Annotated in this window: 14 protein-coding genes; 1 reads left to right on the top strand and 13 read right to left on the bottom strand. The window is 41.1% G+C overall.

The window, feature by feature from the left end:
• Positions 1 to 19 precede the first annotated feature (19 nt).
• From R9C00_25330 to R9C00_25385, 12 genes are all read right to left on the bottom strand, one after another.
• Complete coding sequence (locus R9C00_25330; protein ID WPO35019.1) at positions 20 to 1,366, bottom strand: family 43 glycosylhydrolase; 1,347 nt, start codon at positions 1,364 to 1,366, stop codon at positions 20 to 22.
• Positions 1,367 to 1,384: 18 nt separating this feature from the next.
• Positions 1,385 to 3,847 (bottom strand): sulfatase-like hydrolase/transferase, encoded by a 2,463-nt coding sequence (locus R9C00_25335; GenBank protein WPO35020.1) that lies wholly within the window; start codon positions 3,845 to 3,847, stop codon positions 1,385 to 1,387.
• Between the two features lie 118 nt (positions 3,848 to 3,965).
• The gene (locus R9C00_25340) at positions 3,966 to 6,545 is read right to left on the bottom strand and encodes a glycoside hydrolase family 95 protein (protein ID WPO35021.1); all 2,580 of its coding nucleotides are present in this window, start codon (positions 6,543 to 6,545) and stop codon (positions 3,966 to 3,968) included.
• 443 nt (positions 6,546 to 6,988) lie between these two features.
• Positions 6,989 to 9,370, bottom strand: a complete 2,382-nt coding sequence (locus R9C00_25345) for a glycoside hydrolase family 95 protein (GenBank protein WPO35022.1) — start codon at positions 9,368 to 9,370, stop codon at positions 6,989 to 6,991.
• A 372-nt stretch (positions 9,371 to 9,742) separates the two neighbouring features.
• Positions 9,743 to 11,467, bottom strand: coding sequence for a RagB/SusD family nutrient uptake outer membrane protein (locus R9C00_25350; GenBank protein WPO35023.1), 1,725 nt, complete (start codon positions 11,465 to 11,467; stop codon positions 9,743 to 9,745).
• Between the two features lie 11 nt (positions 11,468 to 11,478).
• Entirely contained in the window at positions 11,479 to 14,871 is a 3,393-nt protein-coding gene (locus R9C00_25355) for a TonB-dependent receptor (GenBank protein ID WPO35024.1), read from the bottom strand.
• Between the two features lie 142 nt (positions 14,872 to 15,013).
• Positions 15,014 to 16,009 (bottom strand): DUF4974 domain-containing protein, encoded by a 996-nt coding sequence (locus R9C00_25360; GenBank protein ID WPO35025.1) that lies wholly within the window; start codon positions 16,007 to 16,009, stop codon positions 15,014 to 15,016.
• 57 nt (positions 16,010 to 16,066) lie between these two features.
• Positions 16,067 to 16,654 carry an RNA polymerase sigma-70 factor gene (locus tag R9C00_25365; protein ID WPO35026.1) on the bottom strand — a complete coding sequence of 196 codons (588 nt, stop codon included), beginning with the start codon at positions 16,652 to 16,654 and terminating at the stop codon, positions 16,067 to 16,069.
• A 360-nt stretch (positions 16,655 to 17,014) separates the two neighbouring features.
• Positions 17,015 to 19,030: a TonB-dependent receptor gene (locus R9C00_25370; protein ID WPO35027.1), complete on the bottom strand. Its 2,016-nt coding sequence runs from the start codon at positions 19,028 to 19,030 to the stop codon at positions 17,015 to 17,017.
• A 69-nt stretch (positions 19,031 to 19,099) separates the two neighbouring features.
• The gene (locus R9C00_25375; protein WPO35028.1) at positions 19,100 to 19,924 is read right to left on the bottom strand and encodes a FixH family protein; all 825 of its coding nucleotides are present in this window, start codon (positions 19,922 to 19,924) and stop codon (positions 19,100 to 19,102) included.
• A 282-nt stretch (positions 19,925 to 20,206) separates the two neighbouring features.
• Positions 20,207 to 20,587, bottom strand: coding sequence for a hypothetical protein (locus R9C00_25380; protein ID WPO35029.1), 381 nt, complete (start codon positions 20,585 to 20,587; stop codon positions 20,207 to 20,209).
• A 48-nt stretch (positions 20,588 to 20,635) separates the two neighbouring features.
• Positions 20,636 to 21,664, bottom strand: coding sequence for a hypothetical protein (locus R9C00_25385; protein WPO35030.1), 1,029 nt, complete (start codon positions 21,662 to 21,664; stop codon positions 20,636 to 20,638).
• Positions 21,665 to 23,254: 1,590 nt separating this feature from the next.
• On the opposite strand from R9C00_25385, the gene R9C00_25390 reads away from it, so the two are divergent.
• The gene (locus R9C00_25390) at positions 23,255 to 23,788 is read left to right on the top strand and encodes a hypothetical protein (protein WPO35031.1); all 534 of its coding nucleotides are present in this window, start codon (positions 23,255 to 23,257) and stop codon (positions 23,786 to 23,788) included.
• 541 nt (positions 23,789 to 24,329) lie between these two features.
• Here the strand turns inward: R9C00_25390 and R9C00_25395 are convergent.
• A complete protein-coding gene (locus tag R9C00_25395; GenBank protein WPO35032.1) occupies positions 24,330 to 26,855 on the bottom strand; it encodes a PAS domain S-box protein in 2,526 nt (841 codons plus the stop codon).
• Positions 26,856 to 26,870 lie beyond the last annotated feature (15 nt).

The raw sequence follows: 26,870 nt of genomic DNA on the forward strand, positions 1-26,870 counted from the left end.
TTTGTTATAGTCTTTGCCTTTATTCTTCAAAAACTTGTTCAAGTTTAATATAATCGATGGCTAACTCTCCTTTTGAAGGCTTCCAATTTCTCTTGAATATACGTATCAAGTTATCACCGGCTTTCAACTCAACAATACCAAAATCTATTTCACGAAATGCTTCCGATTGTGGGAAAACAAAGTCTCTGTACTGATGGCTATTAATCAAAATATCATGATTCGATTCTCCATCTGGGGAAGCGTATCTTACTTTAAACCGATATTTTTCAGGTTTGGCTACCTGGGCTAAGATGGAAACATGGTCGTATGGATTATCAAAATTTGTAACATATCCTTTACCGCTGTATCCTTTTATCCATGTATCAACAAACACATTATATAATTCTCCGCCGGCTGCAAATCCATTTTCAGCTTCCAATTGAAGGGTTGTTTTGGTTCGCTCCGCATTGCCCAATCCTTTTTTAGAGGGTACAATTGGAATGATATTCCCTTCATTGTCGTAGTTTAAATAATCTGCCATTACCGAGCGGGTTTCACTTAAACCGCCTGAAAGCCATGCGCTGTGGTAGAACATGATATCCTTTCCTTTGTAAGTCACCGTTCCTCCGTGGTTTGTACCACCCTGACCTTCAAAATCATCGATAAAACAACCCTTAAATTCGTAAGGGCCTAGTGGCTTATCGGCTACAGCATAAAACATTTTTTCTGGCCACCGGCGTGGCGTTAATCCTGGGTATGTTAGGTAGTATTTCCCCTTGTATTTGTGTACCCAAGGCCCTTCAAACACATGTGTCAATTGAGAAGTCAAATCAACATAGGTTTCTGGCTTAATGGACATTAAATCGGCATTTAATTCTGCAGCAAAACATTTACGATCGTGCCCCCAAAACAAGTAGGGAGTTTCGTCATCATCAATAAAAATTGCAGGGTCTTGACCAAATTCTACACCTTTCACATATCCCAAGTCTGTGAACGGCCCTTCGGGGACATCGCTACGAGCAACACCCGTCCTAAAAAGCCCGATCCCAGCTTCTTTCATACAATATATAATGTAGTATTTGTCCCGGTAATATGCCGCATCCATTGCCCAAGCATGGCTCTCCGCCCATTTCACATTTTCTAAATGTAAAATACGTCCGTGGTCTGTCCAGTTCACCATGTCAGTCGTAGAAAATGCATGATAGCCGGTCATTCCATAGTGGTTGTTGGAACCAGGTTCATCGTGGGAAGTATACACCCACAAACGACCGTCGTTTGGCCAAACATGTGGTGAAGGATCCGCCGTGAAAACGTGGGTAAAAATTGGATTTTGGGCAAATGCAGACCCTGTCAGGGTTAAGCAAATTAAAAGGGTATAAAATCTCATATTTTGTATTGTATATTTTTAATGATCTAAAGCTACTGAATACACTTTGAAATTATCAATTTGTAAATGGGTTCGGGCTTGCCGAAAACCAAACCAGCCTTCGGTATAAGGATTTTGATCGTAGAAGTCCCAATAAATTCGCCCATCTCTGTACACACTAATTTGATTGTCAACACAAACAATTTTCATCTTGTAGGTTTGATTCGGACCGTTCAAATGCGTCTTATCATTTGACTCATGGACTAAGGTGCGCTCACTATTAAAATAGCGACGGAAACGCGTGGTTCTATTTTTATTCCCTCCAATGCCGGCATAGTACATATTATATTTACTATAGTCCCCCAAACTTCCTTCGCCAGTGGGCTGTTCATTGGGCAACTCAGGATTATGCGCCATCCAAAACAGGTTATGATCTCTGGGCAGACCATCTATCCCATCATCATATGTAGTCACTTCATACGTAATAACAACAGGTTGCTCCAGTTTCTGGTTGAACCACACGGTACTTCCCATCTCCGTGTTAATGTCAAGTTTCCCATCCACCAAACTTATGCTTGCAGTAGTCTCAATTTCTGTAGTCCAGTTTTCCAATGAAGTATTGAACTCATCCTGATATAATAAACTTTTCTTCAGTTTCTTATTGTCATTCATTGCACCAGCTCCGGTTTTCATGTCATATGAGCTATGGCTCGCATAGTTATAATACACGGCGCCTTCCATTTCACCAGCGGCGTTATAAAACCAGGTTTGAATAAAGGCAGGGCCTTTGGGTAAGTCCTTAATGGAAAAGTTTACTCCGTCAGCGTTTGGGTCAGCCTCCTTTTTTTCGTCTGCATAAACTTTATCTCCATTCCAGATTTTTATACGAGCACTTGCTATATCTAGCGCTTTACCCGAACCAGCAGAAGTTAACGTCGTTTCACCTTCAATCTCTTTGGGCCAACGGCGGAGATCGAAATGGTAAGTACCTGGTTTATCAAGTTCAACGGCAATAAAACCACTGCCTTTAGCACCTTTTTTAACATCATCCTGACTCCAAATCACAGTCCCATGAAAATCGTGAGCCAAAAGATGCGATTCAGGCTCTTCAGAGTTGTCCAAAATAATACGGGTGTATTCGCTGGAACGCTCATCTACAAGTTTCCACCATGCTTCATATTCTTCTTTTAGTTCGGCAACAACAGCTTTGTGAACAGGGTCGCCAATAATGTCGTTTTTCTGTGCCTCGTCAACCAAAACATCATACAGTTCCCAGTCGGAATCGCTACTAGTCCGGGTCAAGCGCCATTTGTGTTTTATGACATCACCATCCCAGCTATCTTTTTTTACAGACAATTTTTTGTACTTCTCAGGAAATTCAGTCCACATATCATTGATAGTAACTGCTCTGTTTTTATAATCTATCGGGTCGTTTGATGGGTCATCATCTAGGAAAGGCTTGAAGCTTCGTCCACGAATTTTTAGCTTTTCAGGTCTGTTTTCCACATCCTCAAGTCCTAACATATCCATAAAGGTCGGCAACCAGTCGATGTGGGCAGTTAATGGTAACACATCTCCCCCTTTTCCATCTCCTCCAAGGTTTCCATTTGCCCACCTGATAAAGCATGGAACCCGAGTACCTCCATCGTAATTAGACCCTTTTCCTCCTCGCAAGGGACCGCCTGCACCATTGTCGGTAGTAAATATTAGTATCGTGTTATCAGCAATCCCCTTGTCGTCAAGAAACTTCAATAACCTACCAAAGTTTTTATCAATATTTTCGATGGTTCCCGTTTTAGCACTCACCCCAGAACGAGCATCAGGGGGCATAACATGGGGGGCATGTGCGGTGGCAAGAGGAATATAGGCAAAAAATGGCTTATTCTTTTGGATGTTTTCATCCATAAAATCCATGGCGCAGCTGATAAAAAAGTTGGTGGTAAAAGCTCCCTCAATCCCATCATCTTCATCGACCATTTTTACCAAAGAATCATTCACCCACATGCTGGCACTTTGGTTGGTATTCCCCCAATAATCGGGCAATTGGCCAGTACCTCCGCCTTTGGTCCAAGCTACATACTCGAATCCGCGGTCTTTAGGGCGAAAGGGGTAATTATCCCCCAAATGCCATTTAAAAAATAGTCCGGTAGCATAACCATTGGCCTTAAAAATATCTGCCATGGTGATTTCATCGGCGCGCAGCATATTTCGACCGTTGATGGTATGCCAAACACCCACCACATCACTTGGCCTTCCTGTTAAAAGTGCCGCCCGTGTTGGTGAGCAACTTGGGGAAACATGAAAGTCGGTCAATCGAACAGCATCCTTTGCAAACCCATCAATACTAGGAGTTTGTGGTCCATTTTCCTTATAATACGAAAAGGCATTGTGGCTAATATCATCGGGCATTACAAAAATCACATTGGGCCTGTCCGTCGATTGAGCAGAAAGAGTAAGAGGTGTTATTAAAGTTAAAAAAAATAATAGCCGCAAAAGTTTCATGTCCTTTCTTTTTTTACAAAAATATTTTTAATGTCTGAAGTTATCCAAAGTAACAGCCCTCTCATATTTGACTAGAAAACCCTTCCTTAGATAACTTCTCCTTGTACAATTCCCCAACCTACTTCTTCACCAAAACAACTTTCTCCCCTGCCTTCGTTTCAACATCATATAGATATGTATCTGGCAGATCAAATCCCTTCAACACTGCTTTTTCAGAAATTAATGGTTCTTTGATCGACGGAGTTTGGTAAAATGGATTTTCGTTGTCTCCATTGGCAACCGTAAGGCCTCCTCCTCCTTCCAAAGCCAATTCCGAATAGCTTCTGATACGGCAATTGCCACCTAATTTTGATTTGATAATAGCCTTAACTACCTCTCCGTCTTTCCATTCCAATTCTTCTATTTCGAAACCGCCTCGTGCCCGTAAACCAGTAACTTTTCCTGTTTTCCAAGCGTCGGGCAATGCTGGGATCAGGTGAATAGCACCATCGTGACTTTGAAGCATCATTTCGGTTAAGCCCGAAGTAAAACCAAAGTTTCCATCGATTTGGAAGGGAGGGTGGGCATCCAACATATTGGCATAGGTTCCGCCACCTTTGGGAGAACCAGGACGGCCAACCAATTTAATTTGGTCGGTCATCATTTTATAAGCATGGTTACCGTCCAGCAAGCGAGCCCATTGGTTAATCTTCCAGTTCATAGACCAACCGGTTGATGGGTCTCCACGATAAACCAATACATTTCTGGTAGCCTCGGCTAATTCCGGGGTACGGAAAGGTGAAAACTGATTGGAAGGGTGCATGCCGTATAATTGCGAAATATGGCGGTGCTTATCTTCTGGGCTGTCCCAGTCGTTAATCCATTCCTGAACTTGACCATGCTGACCAATTTGATTTGGCGCCAACTTAGGAAGAGTGCCTTCAATTTGTTTAACCAGCCCGGCATCAGTACCCAATACTTTAGCTGCCTCAGCAGTTTTAGTCAGTATATCAAATATCAGTTGATTATCCATGGTAGTCGCATAAGCAATATTTACCATGTTTGGCATATGTGCAGGCCTGTTTTCAGGTGAAGTAGAAGGGGCAAAAATTAACCAGCCATTATCAGGTTCGGGCGTTAAAAAGCTAAGGCAAAACTCGGCAGCACCTTTCATGGCAGGATATACATCCCGCAAATAGTCCAAATCGCCATTATATAAGTACTTTTCCCATAAATGCTGGCTCAACCAAAGCCCACCACTTGGCCACATCCCCCAAGTTGCGCCGTCAACTGGGCCGCAGATGCGCCATAAGTCCGTATTATGATGGCATACCCACCCATCAGCTCCGTACATATCCTGGGCGGTTTGCTGACCGGCCACCGATAGTTCTTTTACCAACTCAATCAACGGTTCATGGGTTTCACTAAGGTTCGTAGGCTCAGCAGGCCAGTAATTCATTTCCGTATTAATATTTACGGTATAAGCACTTTTCCATGGAGGTGTGAGCTGATTACACCATATCCCTTGCAAATTACCAGCTTGACCACCTGGCTGCGAAGAACAGATCAACAGGTAGCGTCCATACTGAAAATATAGGGCCGCTAAAGCAGGGTCATTCCCTTGGCTAAATTCTTTAATACGAACATCAGTAGGATTCTTAACGGAATCGGTTGCGCCCAAATCAAGCGAAACCCTATTGAAATAATTTTGGTAAAAAGCGGAATGTTCAGACTTTAACTGCTCATAATTTTTCTTTTCGGCTCCAGCTAAATACCCTACGGCACGCTCGTGCTCATCGGCACTGACATCTTGATAGTTTACAAAGTTAGTCGCAATAGATACATACAAAGTAGCACTATTGGCATCGGTTAAAGAAAGGTTGTTACCAGATGTGTGTAATACGCCGCCATCAGGTACAATTTTAAGCCTCGACTCAAAATCTATGCGCCCTTTAATTGGAGTTGTATCTATGGGGGTTCTCTTGCTTTTGGTATCGGCACAAGTTCCTGTCATTTTTAGTATTTCCATCCCTTCGGTTTCAACTCTGACAGCAGCTGGCTCGGGCCTGTCCATGCCTGCGGAGAAAGAAAGCTTACCTTTTTCGCTAGCCGTAAGCCTTATTATCAACACCTGATCGGTAAAGGAGGTAAACACTTCTCGGGTATATACTACACCATCCACTGTGTAAGAGGTTTTAGCAACGGCATTTTCAATATCCAACTCTCGGTAATAATCAGAGTAATTTGCATGACCTTCAAAGTTGAGTCGCAGATTACCTACTGTTTCATAATTCATACCATGCGATATTTTTGAAATAATATTCGCATTAGCCAGATCGTGAGCTTCTTTGTATTTTCCATCAAACAACAGTTGACGAATTTCTTCTAAAACCTCCTTGGCTTCGGGGTTGTCGTTTCGGTGTGGTCCACCTGACCATAGGGTTTCTTCATTCAACTGAATATTCTCCTGATCAGGAATCCCAAATACCATTGCTCCTAGCCGACCATTCCCAATGGGTAACGCTTCATTCCAATTAGCTGCAGGGGCATCATACCATAGCTTCAAAGAAGAGGGTTGATCAACGTCAGCCTGCATACACGACATGCATAAAACACTCAGAAATACAGCTATCCAATAAGGAATAAAACGATTTGGTTTTCGGTTTTTATTTTCTGATAAAACATTTAGCCTCAACGAATCTTTACCATTCTCTTTCATTTCAATATTTTTAATTAATGTTCATCTTAGCCCAAAAGCTGTTTTGAAGCTAAATTTAAAAATGGTTATAGCTTATTTTGCCTCATTATGCACCGAAAGAAGCTATAATAAATTTGAAGGTATGTTTCCAAACAGCTTCTCAAGAAAGTAAATAATATTTAGGTCTGGCAATACCTGCAAATCACACGCCCAATGGCAATCATATGGACTGTTTCACTACAAAAACTCTCAAGTCAGAAGACTAAAAAAATCCTCATTCATGCCATTTTAGATGTTCTCCAACTCACCTCCAGAGATATTATAATTAGGATTTATCTTGTATTAAAAAGAAGCAATCAACAGTAATATTAGTGTTGACTATTGCTTGAATAAAAAATGTACTAGGCCAGGCGATCATCTCCCGACCCAGTAAATTTAAGGTTCAACAAATAAAAATGGCAACTTTATTCAAAATCAGCCTCTGAAATAGTAATTGTCTCACCCTCAGCAATTGAATACTCAAGGGTTTTCTCACCATGACGGACAACTAGTGGCTTGCCTAAAAGTGATTTGATTTTACACTGTACCAATTTTCCTTCTTCCCATTCAATATCCACCTCAAATCCATCCCTTGCACGGAGGCCTTTTACCGAACCATTTGCCCAAGCTTTGGGAAGTGCTGGCAGAAGATGAATTTCATTATTTTGACTTTGAACCAGCATTTCAGCAATGCCGGCCGTAGCACCAAAATTGGCATCGATTTGGAAAACTCGCCTTCCACTAAGCAAGTTTGAGGTCAGCCCATGCATCACATGGTTGTTGAGCATACTATGGGCACGGTCACCGTCACCTACACGAGCCCATAAAGAAATTCGCCATGCCCCTGGCCAACCGCCAGAGTTTCCTCTTTGAATCAGTGATGTTTTTGCCGCCTCAAAAAGGTCGGGAGTATCATAAGGATTAATCTGCTTACTTGGATATAGCCCATAGAGGTGCGAAACATGGCTATGAGGATTGTTGGGATTATCCCAGTCTTCCTGCCATTCTTGAAGCTGGCCATGTTTGCCAATTTTCATTGGAGCTAGGCGATCTTTTGTTTTCTTCACTTTCTTTCTAAAATCCTTATCCACCCCCAAAACCTCAGATGCCTTCATGCAATTGGCAAAAAGGTCGTTCAGAATCTGTAAATCCATAGTAGGCCCTGCACAAAGCGATGCCCCACTGCGGTCCGAACTCATCCCGTCCTTGTTTGTTCCTCCATGACTATGTTCTGGCGAAATTGATGGAGAAGTAATAAGGTATCCATCTTCATTCTTCACAAGAGCATCAAGGAAAAATTCAGCCGCCCCTTTCATGATCGGATATGATTTTTTCAGATGTTCGATATCGCCGGTGTACAGGTAATGTTCCCAAAGGTGTTGGCACAACCATGCGCCACCTGTTGGCCACATGCCCCAATGTGCCCCATCGACCGGTGCTGTGCCCCGCCATAGGTCTGTGTTGTGATGAACCACCCAACCACCAGCTTTATAATGGACTTCGGCCGTTTTCTTTCCTGGTTCTTGCAACTCGCCAACCATACGAAGGAAAGGTTCGTGACATTCACTAAGGTTACCAACCTCTGCCACCCAATAGTTCATTTGAATATTGATATTGATAGTGTACTTACTGCACCACGGAGGGTTGATCGTTCCATTCCAGATTCCTTGCAGGTTAAGCGGTTGTGTACCAGGACGAGATCCGGCAATCATCAAATATCGACCGTATTGGAAAAGCTGTTCATCAAGTAGAGGATCTGCCCCTCCATCTATTACACTTTTAAGTCGTTGGTCTGTAGGCAAATCATCATTTTTACCTCCAAGGTCAAGAGATACACGGTCAAAAAGCGCTGAGTAATCATCAGTATGCCTTTTGTAGAGTTGGCTAAAGGATTTGCCCTCTGTATTGGCTATGTATGCATTTACTTTTTTTACAGGATCACCGCTTACATCTTTGGCATTAACAAAACTGGTGGCTGCTACATAAACAAGCGTAACCGAGTTGGCATCCCTTACAGAGATTTTACTTCCTTGATCAATAACCTCCCCACCTTCTGCCAATACTTTCACCTTTGCCGCAAATTTGATCCCCTCGCCTTCCCATGGACCAATCAACCCTCTTTCCTTGCGTTTCCCTAGCTGACCGGTCATCAAAAGGGCATTGCCATCTAATACTTCGGATGTTGAGCGATGTGGACTAGTCAGCAACAAATCGAAAGTGATTTTCCCTCGCCCGCTGCTCTCAAGCCGCATAACGATGGCTTGGTCAGGATACGAGGCAAATGTTTTGCGTGTATAGTCAACTCCTCCAATAGTGTAGCTGACCGTACTTACTGCTTTTTCTAAATCGAGCTCGCGTCGATAATTCTGTGATTTTTCGCTCTGGGAAAACATGAGAAAAAGATCGCCAAGTGGCTGGTAGGCCATTTGCTTAACTGGGTTACCCATCATTTTCCCGGCCAGCTTTTCAGCTTCTATGTACTTCCCTTCGTCGAGCAACTTACGGACAGCCGCCAGATGCTGATAGGCATCAGGATTAGCGTAATCGTGCGGGCCACCATTCCATAAAGTTTCTTCATTTAGCTGCAGTTGTTCTTGGTGGATTCCTCCATATATCATAGCTCCCAATCGACCATTTCCGATGGGCAACGCCTTGGTCCATTCTGTTGCCGGCTCTGTGTACCAAAGCGATAACTTGTTGTCTTTGGTTGTAGTCTCTTGCGACTGGGCAAAACATATAGTTGGTTTTCCAAACAGTGAACTCAGCCCTCCTATTATAAGGGCAAAGAGAAAGTGCTTTATTTTCATATTATTTTAGGGTCTTGAAGTTTTAAAGCATGTTTAAAATAAATCTGCTTCGCTACAAATGCGCATATCGCACCCGTACCCGAGTCGAGAACTTTACTTCGAAATATTATAGTTTTCACTGAACAGCGCTGTTCCACGGTGGCTGCTACTGGGACACCAGTCCGATAAAACATTTACTTCTTTGGTAAGAATCACAATCTGAGCATTTTCCCTTGAAAGGATAATTTTAAACAAGCTCTTATTTTGATGAAAAAAGGTAAAAAAACTGATAGTATCGATTGTCTATCCTTATAATAAGGACTTCAATCATGTCTAGAAAATAGGCCACCGAAAAAAACCAGTGGCCTCACTAAAATTTATACTAACGCTCTATTAATATCCTGGTGTTTGTGTAAGTTCACCGTCTGTAGCATCGCCATTGGCTTTCTGAATTTCTTCAATGGCAATGGGAATAAAATACAATCTATCGTCCCAAGCTCTTTCGAATAAACTGACAGGAGTATATGTTTTTACACCGGTATCAACATCTTTGACAATATCTATCCCATGTAGGTTTACAACTTCTGTATACGGAGCAATTTTCCATCTTCTCACATCAAAGTATCTGTGCTCTTCAAAAGCCAACTCAACTCGTCGTTCGTTATAAAGTTTTGTTCGAAGTTCCTCTCCAGTAACTGTTGCCGGAATTGCAGGCATTTCAACAGTTGGCCTCGCTCTTATCATGTTTAAATACTCTCTGCAAGTAGCTTCATCACCAAGTTCAAACATTGCTTCGGCATAATTGAGGTATACCTCACCTAACCTGAAGCGGATATAAGGGCTGACGTAATTTTGGCTCCAGCCCATATCAGGCATAACATCGGTTCCTGGCATAAACTTTCTCAAGGTATAATTACTACGAGGGTTATCTCCGCTTTGCTTATACGAATCGAAGCCCCATGTAGCTCCATCTGACGAGATCCACTTCTCCATAATTACATCACGTAATTCTGTTCCATCAAAAGTGACTGATTGATAAAAGCGTGGGTCGCGATTAGCGTAAGGATTTTGCGGGTCGTATCCCGAAGCCGGGTTGATTGTAGCAGTGTTTACATGGTTCTCTTTGATAAAAGGAAGTTCTCCATTCGTCATTTCGTAATCATCTACCAGGTTTTGAGACACGCCACCGGCGCCTCCCCAACCACCATAAGCACCCCACCGGCGACCCATCATGTACATTGGCAGGTCATGGGCATTCGATGCCGTATAATTTCTAGCCCAAATTAATTCGTTATTAGCCGTTCCGCTAGGGGCATTAAAAAGTGTGGTATAATCAGGATGAAGCGAATAATTTCCATCATCGATCAAATCTAGCGCTGCATCTGCTGCCTTCTGCCATTTTGATTGATCATTACTCTCATTAAAAAGCGGAGAAGCCATGTATAAGTAAAACCGGGAAAGCAAAGCCTTGGCAACCGATTGGTTTACTTTTCCAAAATCACCATCGCTGGCAAATATTGCTTCAGGTAAGTCAGGCATAGCTGCTGCTATATCAGCTTCTACATATGCAGCACACTCATCCATTGTATTGCGTGGAAAACTAAATTCGTCGTCCAATGCATACACCTTATCAATAATGGGTACACCGCCATACCTTACCATAAGCCTAAAGTACATAAATGCACGAATAACCCGTGCCTCAGCAATTAAAGATGTTTTTTCGTCATTATCCAACACCTCGTTGCCCTCCATTTCATCAAGGAAGACTAGAATCTTTCTAATGACATCATAATCTCTGTTCCATGTATACACACTGCCTCCACCTCTGAAATTCGCCCTATCATCTACATTATCAGAATTGAGCGTGTTGTTTAATATAACACCAGGATAGCGGTTCGTCTGGTTGAAACACATTTCGTCGGTAGCTTTAGCCATCATATTGGGACCGACGGCATCTTCAATACTACTATATATTGCATTATGATAGGCTCTGATCAGACTTGCATCCGTCCAAACTGCGGTATCGGCAATCCGATCTTTTGGTTCAAGATCAAGAACACTATCGTTACATGCAACAAGCAAGAGTGTTGCTATAAATATTATTAATATCTTTTTCATTTTCGTCAGTTTTAGAATTTCACATTAACACCCAAATTGAGAACTCTCAACGGCGGATAGTATATTTCCTGACCGCTTACTTCTGGGTCGGTATACTTAATCTCCTTTGCCCATGTGAGTAAGTTGAATCCACTAACATAAAAGCGGGCGCTCTCTAAATTAATTTTGGACACTAACTCTTTTGGCAAGGTATAGCCAAGCTCGGTAGTTTTCAACCTGATAAATGAAGCATCATACAAAAAGAATGTAGACTGACCTATGTTGTTATGGTTGGATCTTGGCATGGTACCATTTGGGTTATCTACCGTCCAGCGGTCTTCTGCTCTCTCAGTAAAGGCATTCGCAAATTCATTTCTAATTGCTAAATCGGCAAACCGTCTCGCCCAGTTTACAGCACCAGCTTGTCCTTGGAAAAACACGTTCAAGTCGAAATTTTTATATTCGAACCCTAAAGTCAGCCCGTACACCCACTTAGGTGTTACTGTTTTATCCCACCTAACCCTGTCTTGATCATTGATTTCCCCATCTCCATTTTGGTCAACGATTTTAATATCACCAAGACCAGAATTACCATTATGTGGGTAAGCATCAAGCTCTGCTTGGGTGTTAAAAATTCCATCTGCCACATAAAATAGTTCTGCACCTATAGGCTTGCCAGTCTGATCTTGATACGCCTCGGTATTTGGTGTTTCATCCATAAACACCACTTTGCTTTCAGCATATGCCACATTTCCGTCAATAAAATAACTAAAATCGTTGAACGTCTTCTGATGTCCTAGCACAAGCTCAAAGCCCTTTCCATCAACCTCTCCAATATTCTCATTTGGCAAGCCAGGAAAACCTAAAATTTCTGGTATTGAAAGATTTCGTGAAGCAAGGATATTAGAGCGGTTTTCTTTCCAAAACGTCAAATCCATTTTGAGCAAATTATTCCAAAGAGCAGTTTCCAAACCAATATCGGTTTTCTTACTTACTTCCCAAGTGATATTTGGATTGGGCAAGGTATTCGGGTATACACCTGGTACATCAGAAGTACCAAACACGTAGTTATTGCCAAATGAATAAGACTGTAAATATTGCCATTGACCAACCCGGTCATTACCAATTTCACCGTATGAAAACCTCAATTTCAAATTATCTACAAACGTGAGGTTGTTTTTCATGAAAGGTTCTTCCGACATTCTCCAACCTGCCGAAATTCCGGGAAAGAACCCATAACGTTTTCCCTCAGGGAAGACTTGGGAGCCATCGTAACGGAACAGTAACTCAACCATGTACTTTTGATTAAAATCATAATTGAGCCTACCAAAGTAATTGTTGTAAGCACTTGCTCCAGAGGTACCTCCATTATCCTTGTCTTCAGCAGCAGTGCTTCCAACATTAATTTCATCAATGGCCGAACTAACATAGTTTCTCCTAAAAGCTCTAACCCAAGAAGATGTGTTTTTTTGTTGTTCTTGGCCTAACATGGCTGTAATATTGTGGCTGCCGAATGATTTTTCATAAACAAGTCGGTAATTCCACATCGCTGTTGTCCACTTATCATACCTGTCAGTAAGTTCTGGAGCTGTTAAGTCTCCTGCTACCACATCGTATTCCCCAGTATTTACATTATATTCATGTGCGTCCCAAGGAGTCCTCCAAGTCTTTTCTGTTTGGTTGCTAAAGTCATAATTATACGAACCATCCAGCCTCAACCCTTTAACCCCAGGTATTTTATAACTCGCTGTGAAAGTAGTGTATATTGGAGTTTCATCGATCAATGTATGTCCTCTTCGGTCAATTAACAGTGGGTTCTGAACAAAACGACCAGGCGCAATTAACCCGTTGGGATATTGAGCAACCATGGTTGGAATAGAGCGTGTTATGTTATAGAAATTAACAAAAGTCCCCTCTGATGAGTATTTCTTTTTATTCACCATACCACTAAGATTGGCACCAACTGTTAAATTTTTAGTCAGGTCAACATCAATATTAGCACGCATATTATACTGCTGATATCTAGTAGGGTTATTTTTCCAATGACCATCCTGATCCATGTAGGCAAATGAGAGTAAATACCTTACCTTGTCTGTTCCACCAGTCGCCGATAAACTCACGCGTTGTTGTAATGCACTACTTTTCATAGTTTCTTCAACCCAATCAGTGTTTGGATACAAAATTGGATCAGACCCATCACGGAATTTTTGGATTTCATCGTCAGTAAAATAAGGAGAAAAATCAGCATCATCTGGTCTCCCTTGAGCGTACCACTCTCCTTCATTATAAGTTTCCGCATACTCAGGTGAGCCCAACATATCAGGAACATGTGTAGGTGTTGACCATGCGCTATTATAAGAGAAATTAAATTTAGGCTTCCCGCTTTTGCCTTTTTTGGTAGTAACTAAAATAACGCCATTAGCTGCACGAGCTCCGTAAATAGCAGCTGAAGCATCTTTTAATACCGAAATATTTTCAATATCCTCAGGGTTTAACCGGCTTATATTACTACGAGGAACTCCATCGATAATAACGAGTGGAGTATTGTTACCAAATGTACCTTGTCCACGAATAAGAAGTGATGGGTCATCACGTCCTGGCTCACCTGTACGTTGGTTAGAGGTCAACCCAGGTAGTTTACCCTGCAGGTTTGCCGAAACATTAAAGCTAGGAGTTTTCAACAATTCTTCTCCATCAATATTTGACACTGATCCTGTTAGAGTTTTCTTTGATTTCGTACCGTAGCCGACTACAATGACCTCTTCCAATTGTGCCAAGTCAGTTATTAACGCAATTTCAAAAGTGGTCTGTGTTCCCACTGCCACTTCCTGAGTTTCATACCCTATATAGCTAAACTGAAGGACAGCCCCTTCAGCTACTTCCAAAGCAAATTTTCCATCTAAATCGGTAGTAGTGCCGCTTGAGGTTCCCTTTATTATTATACTTACACCTGGTAAAGGTGCTGAATCGTCGGCGGAAGTAACGATTCCCGATATTTTTTTCTGTTGAACAGCTATTTCAAGCACAGGTTGCCTTTTCCAAATTTTTGACTCCATCTTCCTTACAGTGATGGTTTGGTTCACCTGCTTGAACTTAAGCTTGGTTTCTTTAGAGATTTCTAGGAGATAATCGGCCACAGGCTTGTTTTTTCCTTCAAGGCTGATTTTAGTAAGAACAGACTCGGCAAGGCTTTCGTCGTAGGCAAATTTATATTCTGTTGCTCCTTCTATCATATTGAAGACTTCTTCAATACTTGCATTTTGTATGCGTAGATCTATCTTTTTTACCCACACATTTATTTCAGATTTGCCCTGACCAACTCCTTCTTTGGCGAACAGAAAGCTAAATGTCACCAAATGAATTAGCGATATGTATATAAAATATTTTGACAGCATAAGTATTATGCTTAGTAGTTTCTTTTTCATATTTTTACTAAGATTTTAGTTATCTAAAATTTCACAATCTTTTTAGACTGGCAGTTGGCGCTGCCAGTTTTTTTGTTTTTAGCTTGTATCATTCATTTCCATATGCTTTTATAGTTTTTCATTTTTCACAAGTAGTTACATGTTAAAATTTCAGTTCGACCTTCTTACCTTTTATCTGGTAAGAGAAGTTTTGACTAAACCCTATTGACTTTAATACATTATCGAGACTTTCATTATGAAACTCTCCTTTGAACCTCCAATTATCTGGCAGCTTTCCCGAAACGGTAAACTCTACACCATACCAGCGGGTAAGCGTTTTTAAAATATGGTTGATATTGGCTTGGTTAAAGGATATTATTTTCTTAGTCCAGCAATAATCCTCCTCCCCATCAAGCTCCGCTTTAGTAATTTTGCTAAGCTCCATATCAAGTTGGGCCGACTGACCTGCATCCAAAAAAGCTTCCTTGCAAGAAGTACCCTTCCTGTTTGGCTCTACTTTTACCCTTCCTTCGGCTAAAGCAACCTTGCCGTGATGCTCTTCATCGTAGGCATTCACGTTAAACTCTGTACCCAAGGCTGTAACATCGAGATAATCGGTTCGAACAATAAAAGGGTGCTCCGCATCTTTTGCAACGTTGAAATAGCCCTCCCCTTTGAGGTATACAAGACGGATACTGTCTTGGCCAAAAGATGCCGAAAAACGCACTTCCGACTCGGCATTAAGCCAAACATTGGAACCATCAGGCAAGAAAAAGTTTCTCTTTTCTCCTGATTTAGTAGCTCTCACCCACTCTTGAGGTGATGTAATGATTTCGGTTGGGGTATTTTGATAGGAATTGAAAATTGCAACACCCGCTATTACTAACAAAATAGAGGCGGCTATTCGGAGGTAGGGTTTGAAATCAAGTTTTTTAACTTTCTTCTCTGAAGGGGTATTTACATGCTGAGTAAGCTCGTCAAAAGTTTCCTGATGAGAAAAACCAGTGATACTCAAATCACCTTTTCCCTTAAGGGCTTTAATAAAGTTTAGTGACTTTGCCTCAGCAGGATTTTCTTGTAAATAGGCATCTAACTGACGTAGTTCTTCGTCTGTAGCTTCTCCCGTAAATACCTTAGCTATGATTGTATTTATATCCATTTAGTCGTTTCTTTCCAATTCCATTTGAAAGCATGACAACTAAGCGGACAAAAGTACCTATCCGGAAATCGCAATTTCTTCTTTCATATAAGAAGAAACTTTTTCACGAAGGGTTTTTACAGCCGTAACCAGCTGGTTATTAACTGTTTTTGAAGAAATATCGAGTAACTCGGCTACTTCATTATATTTCATTCCTCTATCTACAATAAGGTGATAGATCATTTTTCGGCGGTGGGGAAATCCATTGACAGTCTGCTCTACCAGGCTTTGTAGCTCGTTGAACCCATAGGTAGACTCGGGAGTCCGATACTCCCATAAAAAGCTAATAAAATAATCATCATCTTCTATGTCAACTTTGTTTTTACAGGCACTGCTTTTCAAATAGTTGAGGGAACTGTTTTTTACGGCTCGAAGCAAATAGGGCTCTAAATCTTTTACTCCTGCTAACTTTTGGGGGTTGGTGTATATCTTGGTAAAAACCTCAGAAACAATGTCTTTTGCAGTCTCTATCGATTTTATGAACGTATATGCAAAGGCTACTAACCTTTGATAAAACAGGACAAACAGTTCTTTTCGGGCACGCTCATCCTTACCTTCTACCAATTTATTAAGCAAGTCGCTTAAATAAACCTTTGAATTTTCCATTTTCATATTCCCTAACGGGTAGTTCTTTGTTATAAAAAAGCGTTTTTTCCGATTGGATATCGCAGTGAAAATGGGGTGTATTCAAATAAAATTATATAAAGTGTACACACCCACCTTACGAAATAAGTAATCTAATGAACTGAATATTTACCAAAAAGACAAGCTTTGTATTTGAATGATATCTTTATATATAAATCTTGATTCTAAGCATAAAAAAAAGCAATGTAAAATATATTTTAGAACAATGTTAACGTTATCAAAAACAATACTCCATGCCGTTATAAAAAACATAAAAATCAATTATTTCTGACCACCTATTACACGCCCACTTTGTTAAACTAACCCCACCTTCTATATTGCTTAGAACTTCCACCTAGCATTTACATAAAAATTTCTTCCTGGCCTTGGGATATTTCCCCAGTCTAGGTGTTCCCAGTAATTGGTATCGAATACGTTTTCTACTCCTCCTCCAAACTGGAAGGATGAATCAGCTCCCCATTTCCAGCTTTTTTGAAACCGAAAGTGCAGCAAGGCAAAGCGTGGTGTAGCATCTTCTCCAAAACTTTCCCTAAAATGGTTTTGCACTGCTCCTATTTCAGATTCTGCCTGAGCAGAAAAAGTAGGCAAACTAAAACGAAGCGTTGAAAGGTTTTTGAGCGGAGAGACCATGGGCAAAGGCTCTCCACCATTATCCACTCCGTGGGTATAATTCACCGAACTACTGAAGTTCAACTTCTCCAGTACCTGCCACTGAAACGTAACACTTCCACCCGAAATATTGGCGTAAGGCAATGTTTCATAAACTTTCACCCCTTTAGCCCCAATTGTCATGGCACTAAGCTCAGGGTCAACTACTCCTATATAATAATCCTTCACTTGTGTGAAAAACACTTTCGTGTTCAATTGTAATTGATCAAGCTGGTAGCTCCCCTCCCATCGGGCCTGCAGTGATTTTTCTAGGGAAATATCGGGGGTTCCTACGTAGTCGTAGCCATCGAGGCTGTTGAACAAATAGAACCCAAACTGCTCGCTGATAGTAGGCAAGCGCTCTCCATAACTGGCAACAAATACTGAATGAATTTTTGTGGTAGGTTTCCAGCCTAGCTGAGCCGAGAATGTTTTGGGCAATTCGCGATACGGTTGGCTGGTGTCGTAGCCAAATACCTCAAACTGGTTTCTCCCCATTTCGGAAGTCAGCCTCGTATCCGAGAAATCTATACGAGCGGTAAGTCCAAGACTAAATTGTTCGCTCATTTTCCAGTCATCATTCACAAAAAGCCCAATTACCCTTCGCTGGGCATCGGGCCAGGTGAGCATAAACATGTCTTGTTCACCTGGGAAAAACATAGTCATTTCTGCCCTAGAGGTGTTTTGGTAGCCATCTAGCTTAAGGGCGAGCTGGTGCTTCCCAACCACTAGCGTTGACTGGGCAAATGCTCCGTAGGTATTGCTCCACCCAGGCATATCCATCCTGATGGGCACATCGGGGCGTTTCGAATCGTCCATCTGGTGATGAATGTTATTTCCATAAATTTTTATTTCTATTTCCTTCCACTTGCTTCCTTCAAAAAACTTAAGGTAGCTCGCGCTGTAAATCTGTGCTTTGGCAAAACCCACATCCATGGGCAAAGCAGGGTAGCCAATATCCTTAGCATAATCGTACAACCAAAAGACTTGAAGTTGTTCCTTTTTAGAAAGCTGGTAAGCAGCATTTACCGAGAAATTGGTCTTGGAATATTGAGTGTACTCAATTTCTTCTCCACCGCCTGCTCTATAGTTTTCATTTTTCCTTACTTCCCCGTTTACCCTTGCCGCCCATTTCCCTTGGTTGATATTGCTACTAAAAAGTCCTGTCAGCCCGTTGCTTACGGCATCGTAGCCAGTCGCCAACATTCCTGTAACACTTTTTTGCGAATTGAAAATAGGCGATTTTGTTTGCAAATCTAGTCCACCACCCAGCGAGCTACCGTAGGTTGGCAGGTACGAAACTTCCAGTTTTTCAAGGTTATTGGTAGCCACGTACGAAGTCGCAGGGTCCATTTTGTCGGTGCAAGCCCCAAATATCCGCATCCCATCTATGGTCGTGTTCACTTGACCTCCGCTCAGCCCTTCAAGGGTTGGCTCCCAAGCATAATTTCCCCTCCTTATCACAGAGACCCCGTTTGTAAACGTCATCACCTTATCAATGGGAACGAGTGCGCCCGCTCCTTGGGTTCGTTCTTCAAAAGCTTTGCTATCTAACACCAGCACCTCACCCAAAAACTGGGCAGCTAGCGAGTCATTAAGCAAAACTGCTCTATTTAGGCTATCAATATTTTGCGCTATCCCATCGGCTGAAAGCAGCAGAAAAAGCACAATAAGTTTTAGAAATTTCATCTTGGAAAAAGGATAAAAGTAACCAAAGAGCCTTTACCAAATTTGAGCACCGGCTCTTTGGCTGCTAGGTTAAAAAGTAATGTCAAATGATGTTTCGGCAACTATATCCCCACCTTCTTTAATTACAAGGTTCACCCTCCAAAGTCCTGTCATAGTAAAGTTTAACTTACCTGCATAATGCCCCATTTCTGTATGAGTTGGGTTTACATTATTAGGCGAACCATGCCCCATAGTTGGCATTTCTGGAGTCATCTCAAAAGTGTAGTTTTCCTCTGGCAAGAACTCCATCATGGTTTTTCTGCTGTTCACCACAAATTCGATGTCATTGATCCCTACCTTAGGCTCTTCACCCAACTTGTAAGAAACAAACAAATTTTTCTGATCTGTTTTACTCTCAAATGTGCGGATTCTTGGCTCGCTATCCTCGGCAACCATTACCTCAAACTTTGCCATCCCTTCCTTCATATTTTTATGGTTGTGCACATGCACATCGAGTGTCCAAGTTCCCATCATGCTCGGCATGAGGAAAACCACCGCCCCCTCAAAAAAGCCCTCTTTGGCTTCGGATGAGGCTGGGTTTTCGTAAGGTGCAGAGTGGGACATTCCCGAGTTCATCGCCATCATCGGCATAAAACTCACATGGCTTTCTTCTATAAGTTCATCGGAGATAGAATCATATACCGCCACAAAAAGCTGGTTGTACCCCGAAAAAAGCTTTTCTTTTCCATAAACTTTTACTTTTGCCCCAGCACCTAAAGCATAGCCTTCTGCTATCATCACCTTTCCTTCTGTATTCAACGTAGGCTCAACAGGTTCATCCTCGCCACATCCTGCTAAAAAAACTACAGAAAAAGTGAAGCCAATCGCCAGTAAAATATTTTTTATGTAATTCATCTGTTCCATCTGTTTTTAATTTCAAAAAATTGTAGTGATGCATTTTTAGCACACCTATTTAAGTATTCAATCACTTTTTTACCTTTATAAATTTATCAAAGCAACTTTAATGAAAGAATACATCCATTATAGCTCTTTGTACATCTAGGTAAAATGTGCAATAAAGTAGCACATACGCCGATATGCCCAACCTAGGAAAACTGGTTGGCCATAAAAAAGAGTATAAAAACAGCCTCCTCCCATCGGAAAACGGAAAACAAGGAAGACGCTATTCGGCTACTTCTATAAAAAGAAAAGAGATTGGGGAGGGCGAAAAAAATCAGTATGGAATAGTTTAGTCTCTACAGCTCTTTCAAAGCCTTCAAGATCTATTTCATAAATCACTCTGCTCTTGAAAGCATAGGTATTTATATCACCGAAAACAATCGGTTTAAATTCAAATTCAGGTACTGATGGGGTTACGGGCACTTGCTCTTCTACATCGCCTAATTCTTCTACCACATGGCACATACCGTTACATTGCAGCTCAGGCTTGTCTTTGTTATCGCACAGCACCTCTGCATAGTAAGCCTTATTCAACTGGTAGTTGATAAGTACCCCTGCCGAACGTACCGTTTGGAGCATCATGCCCACTATTATCAATATGGAAAAAGCCTGTTTCAATGCCCTGCAAAGGTAACCCTTTTTAGCAAAACCAAACTATGATGTTCATCACTTATTCAACATCTCCAAGTCCAAGTAAATAGGCAAGTGGTCGCTAAACCCGCCTTTGTACGCAGGCCCTTGAAATGTACGATTGGTAGTCTGGTCGCCGTTGGCATTTTCCTTCAATAACCATTCGGCTTCAAATATTTGCCCTTTCTCTCCCCTTATTCTCAAACCGCTTTTTCCCTCTACCAATCCTTTGCTCACTATGAACTGGTCCAGCATTTCCCACCGCCCCTCAAAGCCGTGCGTTCCTTTTTGCCACTGGTCTTTTTCCATCAAATTCACCAAATCATTCCCTGCCACCAAGGAAACGCTACTGGCACTTGGGCTGTCGTTAAAGTCGCCCATAATCAGTAGGTGAGCCTGAGAGGATATGCTTTTTATCGAATCGACTTTCGCCCTTAGAACCCTTGCCACAGCTTCACGCCTTGGGGCAGAGCTTACGCTGTTCCCCCTCTTGGAAGGCCAATGGTTCACAAAAAGGTGGAGCGTGTCTCCGCTGGGCACTGTTCCTTTGGCATACAATATATCTCGGGTGGGGTATTCTTCGAAGAATGGATGGTTTATTCGGATAGGGTGTTGGGAAATGGGGTGGAAAAGGTCGGGGCGATAAATCAACCCAACATCAATACCTCGGCGGTCGCCCGAATTGAAATGAATGATTTTGTACCCAATGCTATACAGGCAACTTTTGTAGAGTAAATCTTCCAACACCTTTCGGTTTTCTATTTCGCAAAAAGCGACTATTGCTGGAGGTTCCCACTCCCCTATTGCCAACAACGTTTTTCCTGTTTTTTTGAGCTTGTCCTCGTACCTGTACTTGTTCCAATGCCTATCGCCCTCGGGGGTAAATTCTTCGTCTGCGGTAAGGGAATCGTCTTCGTAGTCGAATAGGTTTTCAATGTTGTAAAATACAACTCGCAAATGTGATTCCTTTGCCGTAAGGGTATCTGGAAAATCTATTGTCGTTTGAGAAAAGCTATGAGCAGAGCCAAAACAAAGGAAGAACAGAATAACTATAAAACATTTCATAAGCCATACCGATAATAATGTCTGGCTTTTTAACGAACAGTATTCATTTCAAATGTGAAAAACCTTTATTTATCCTGAGAACCAAGGGGCTTAAAAGGTGGGAAATAAAAAAAGCTACTCTTTAGGGAGTAGCTTTCAATGGCTGTAAGGGAAGGATTCGAACCTTCACGGAGTAGTTAGCCTGTCAAAGAGCGGGAGGTGCGCGGTACGCATCCATCCGCTCTTTAAAGGTTTGTCCAGAATCCCCACCCCCGGGATAGGAGGGCATGGCTGCCAGTTTCATCACCTTACAGTGTCGTAGTATTCGTATTTCAAATTCTGCCGATCTTCTATCGGCATGGCTGTAGGGGAAGGAGTCGAACCTTCACGGAGCGGTTAGCCTTTAAAAGAGAAGTCAGACTACAAATGCAGTCCATCTGCTCTTCAAAGGTTTCTACCGGATTCTCCACCCCCGGGATAGGAGGGCATGGCTGCCAGTTTCATCACCCTACAGTGTCGTAGTATTCGTATTTCAAGTTCTACCGATCTTCTATCGGCATGGCTGTAAGGGAAGGAGTCGAACCTTCACGGAGTAGTTAGCCTGTCAAAGAGCGGGAAGTGCGCGGTACGCATCCATCCGCTCTTTAAAGGTTTGTCCAGAATCCCCACCCCCGGGATAGGAGGGCATGGCTGCCAATTTCATCACCTTACAGTGTCGTAGTATTCGTATTTCAAATTCTGCCGATCTTCTATCGGCATGGCTGTAAGGGAAGGAGTCGAACCTTCACGGAGTAGTTAGCCTGTCAAAGAGCGGGAAGTGCGCGGTACGCATCCATCCGCTCTTTAAAGGTTTGTCCAGAATCCCCACCCCCGGGATAGGAGGGCATGGCTGCCAGTTTCATCACCCTACAGTGTCATAGTATTTGAGAGAACTGTTCCTTATTGTTGATACAAATGTAAAGGGAGTAGCTATATGTTGCAAATATTTCAATAAAAAAAATAAAAACTTTCTATATTTCTAAATAAAAAAGATTTTCATTGAAAAAATGATAATCGACATTGGTTTTTTGAGCGGTTAAATGAATTTTTTCTAATAAAGGAATGTATTTACCAAAATACACGTAATAAAATACCAGAATCAAGAAAAAAACACAGGTGATAAGTGGGATATTTCACTTAAAACCCATATTTAATTTGCAAACCCGAATGTAAGAAATGAATCTCCAAATCATATTTTAAGCTCGCTAAACCCAAAAACGGTCAGTAAGCCAAGCATCCCGACTTGAAAGCTCTGCTCATAAACAAGAAAAATCGACACGCAATGATTAATATACCAACCTTCAAAACAGATTGGTCTGAAATACATATTAAAGTTTTGTCCTGTTCGTTTATTAAGCAAAAAAATCAAGTAGTCCTTTTTTGGAGTCAAAAAAAGTTGTACTATTAATGTAACTGTTGGCATAGCTAAATCAACTACTCAACAACATTTTTGCCTAGCATAAAGGTGTTTGTTCTAAAAAAAACTCACGTCTTTAGAAGCTGTTTGGGGATGTATCTTCAAAGTAGCTTCTTAGAGAATTTATAATTATTTTTCTTTAAAATGCTGAACGCATGATTACCGTCAACAAAAAGTTAATGTCACAGGTACAGTTTTTCCTGTTGAACAATAATAGAATAAAAGCTATCGACTTATTGTGTGCACACAAATGTGATCTTGACTTGGCTTCCGAGATTGTAAGTAAATTAGCTACAAACGAAGCTTATATAGACCAATATATTATAGATCGGATCAAAAGGCTTTTGCCCCAGCAAAAAATAGCCGCTACCAAAACCCTCAGCATTTACTATGAAGTAAGGCTTAGCTATGCTAAACACCTCATTGATTCTATACTTAAAAATGATATTACGGAAGAAAATATCAGAAAGGTGTTGGACAAATTAAACCCTAAGAAAAGAAGCGGCATGACAAGTGAGCATGCCCAAAAACCTAGTGGATTTTATCAGTCAAAGCTTCTTCAGCTCATGGCAAATGGATACGATGAGCAAGGGGTAGAGCTCATTATGGATGTACTAGAAATGGATGAAGAAGAAGCTTCGGGTTATATGGAAGACTTCAGAAGCAACCTTACTAGAACCGAGTTTTAGTATGAAACAATAAACTTACCTGTGTCGCATAAGAAAAGGCTGCCTTGTTAGGCAGCCTTTTCTTATGCGACGAGATACTTAGACTTAATACATTATAAAACTAAGTTTTCGTGTTTTTTAAATAAAGCCTATTGTTGCTGACGGTCCGCCGCTGCGGTTTCTTGTTATTAGTTAATCAATACTTTGTAAACTAAGTTTTCGTATGTATTTGTAAGCTGTTTATCAATTCAAAATAGTCGCTGATTGTGGCTAGTTACTGGTTGCTCGTTGCTAGTTTTTTAGTAATGCTTATTCAATTGATGAAAACCGCAGCGGCGGACCGCCAGTAACTAGAAACCAGTAACCATCAGCAGGGTTCAAAAATCAACATAATGAAGACTATAAAACATTCGGTTATTTAGTTTACAGTGTAATCAACTCATTACTTAGTTGAAACAGTAACCCGTAACCCGCATCTAGTAACCGTCAGCAGGGTCTAAAAATCAAAATAATAAGCATCATTAAAACACTCGGTTATTTAGTTTACAAGGTACTTAATACCTTAAACACTGCTTTTAAGAACAGATACATCTATCATAATTCCTTCTGACAATACCTTGTCCTTTTGTTTATTCACATGGGCACTTAACTTAAACCAACCAAAACCTCCATCTTTCGTATTCCAGCGCCCTGCCCATTCAAATGTCTTCAGGTTATTGATCATATTTTGCAAACTAGCCATAAAGGCTGGTTTATCTTCAGGGTGTACTAATGCTAAAATTTGGTCGTAGTTAAATCCGCAAAGCTCAGTTGCACTGTAACCTATAAGTTCGGCAATATTATCGGAGAAATAAGTAAACTTGAAGTTACCTGACTGCATATCAAATTCAAGCCTATAAAAAGCCCCAGTAATTTTTTCGGCAAAGCTATCCGACACAGCTACTTGCGACTCTTGCGTAGGTACAGTTTCAACAGTTGGCAAATCGCGGGCAATCATACTCACTCCCAGTGGCTCACCATATAATTCATCTTCAATGGCAAACATAAAAACCTCACAATCAACCTCTACCTCATCCGCCCCTATCTTTCTTTTAGTTACAAAGCTGACTTCATCTCCTTTCACTGCAAGTGGCAAGTATTCGCCAAGTATCTTTTCAGACATACTTTCTGGGAAAAAGTCAGTAATAGAAAGTTTTGGATCGCCTTCTGTCAGTGATTCAAATTTCTTTTTTCCTGATTTATTTAAGTATTGAACCGTTCCATTCGAGCCAACAATTGCAACTATATCTGCCGTATTTTCCACAATTGCATTAAACATCTGCATCTCCTCCTGAACCTCTTCACTCTTTCTCTGATTATGCAATGCCTCTTCCTGCACTAAAAGCAACTGTTTTTCTTTTTCTTGGGACTCCGTCAACATCTTTTCCAGCTCGCTACTCCTACGCTGCATTTCTTCTTGGGTTGTAGCAAGCTCTTCCATATTTTGTCTCATTTCTTCTTCCTGAGATCTCATTTGCTCCGCTTGCTCTTGTGCATTTTCAAGCAGTTTGGTTGTTACCTCTTTTACTTTTACAGAAGAAATAGATGACGCGATAGTCTCTCCTAGTTTTTCAATAAATTCTATTTGGTAAGTTTCAAACAGTTTGAAAGAAGCCAACTCAATTACCCCTTCTACCTTATCATTTACTTTAAGAGGTACAATGAGTAAACTATTTGGTCGTGCATCGCCAAGACCAGAAGTAATATCTACATAATCTTGAGGAATATCTGTTAAATAGATTGTCTCCGCTTCTAAAAAAGCCTGACCAGCAAGCCCTTCCCCGTAGTCCTCTTCTATTTTAAGTTTTTTAGTTAAGAATTTATTCTTATTGTATGCATAAGTAGCCATTAGCTCCAGATACAAATCGTCCTTATTTTCAGAATTCAATACGAACAGGGCACATTGATTCGCATTTAGGTATTTGACTAAAGCAGATGTGATTTTTTCTCCAAATGTCTTAAAGTCCTCATTTTGCTCCCTCAGCAACTCGCCAAATTTGGTAAGACCTTCTGTAGCCCAGTTACGTTTTTTATCGTCATCAGCTATTTGCTGAAGCTTATTTCTCATTTGCACTAAGGCATTTCCGAGTGTATCTTCTCCACTGACTGGACTAAACTCATGATCAAATTTTCCTTCACCAATATTGATGGCAAAATGACTAGCTCTCCTCAAGTTGGTCTTTAAGCTTACCCCCGCATCTACAATCAGATCGAGCTCATTTTCATTTTTTTCTATAGACTCTGGCAGCTCCCCTTCTGCTAGCCTATTTAAAAACCCTGTAGTATGATCGACCGATTTCTTAAGATTTTTCCTGATCAAAAGCGCTAAGCCAAGAGCTATTGCTATCCCTATCAAAGCATTAATGATACTCACATTCTGAATAGAATGAGCTGTAGAGCTTAGGTCATTCATATCTTCTTCGAAGGAAGCAAACTGAGAGTCTCTCAAAGGTTCGAGCAAGGCTATAATTTGGGAAACAAGTGGGGTCAAGTCCTGATCAATTTTATCCTTTTTTTCTACAAGCGATGCTTCTTGACTTTCAATATCTTGAATGTATGCAACAATAGCCGCACTATCTAAACTATCTCCCATATAAGGTGCTTGAGCAATATAATTGTTGCTTGACCTACTTAACTGATCCATTTCTTGTGACAACGCCTCATATTTTGCCAACAAAACTTTAAATGAATCAATTTTTTGCTGCTCTTCTTGGGGCAAAAACTCACGGAGCTCAAAAAGTTTTTGAACGGAGGGCTTAATCCTCTCTTCCCAAATCTGGTCTTTTTTCTGAAAAATGACTTCATCTCCATGATAAAAGGCATCCTTCTGGATAAGCTCACTTTCATCCACTCCTTGCATAACTTCCGAGACTGCAAAAGCAAATGGATATTTAATATTCACCAGCTCCTCTCCCATCTTCGCCCCACTTTGACTTGCCACACCAATGCCCAAAACAATAGCAACTAAAATGACAAAAAATGAGGATAGAAGTAAAGTAATCTGCCCTCTCAGAGTATTAAAACCCAACTGGGTTATTAGTGATTTCATATATATTTTTATTTC

The organism is Flammeovirgaceae bacterium SG7u.111 (assembly GCA_034044135.1).
Taxonomy (GTDB): domain Bacteria; phylum Bacteroidota; class Bacteroidia; order Cytophagales; family Flammeovirgaceae.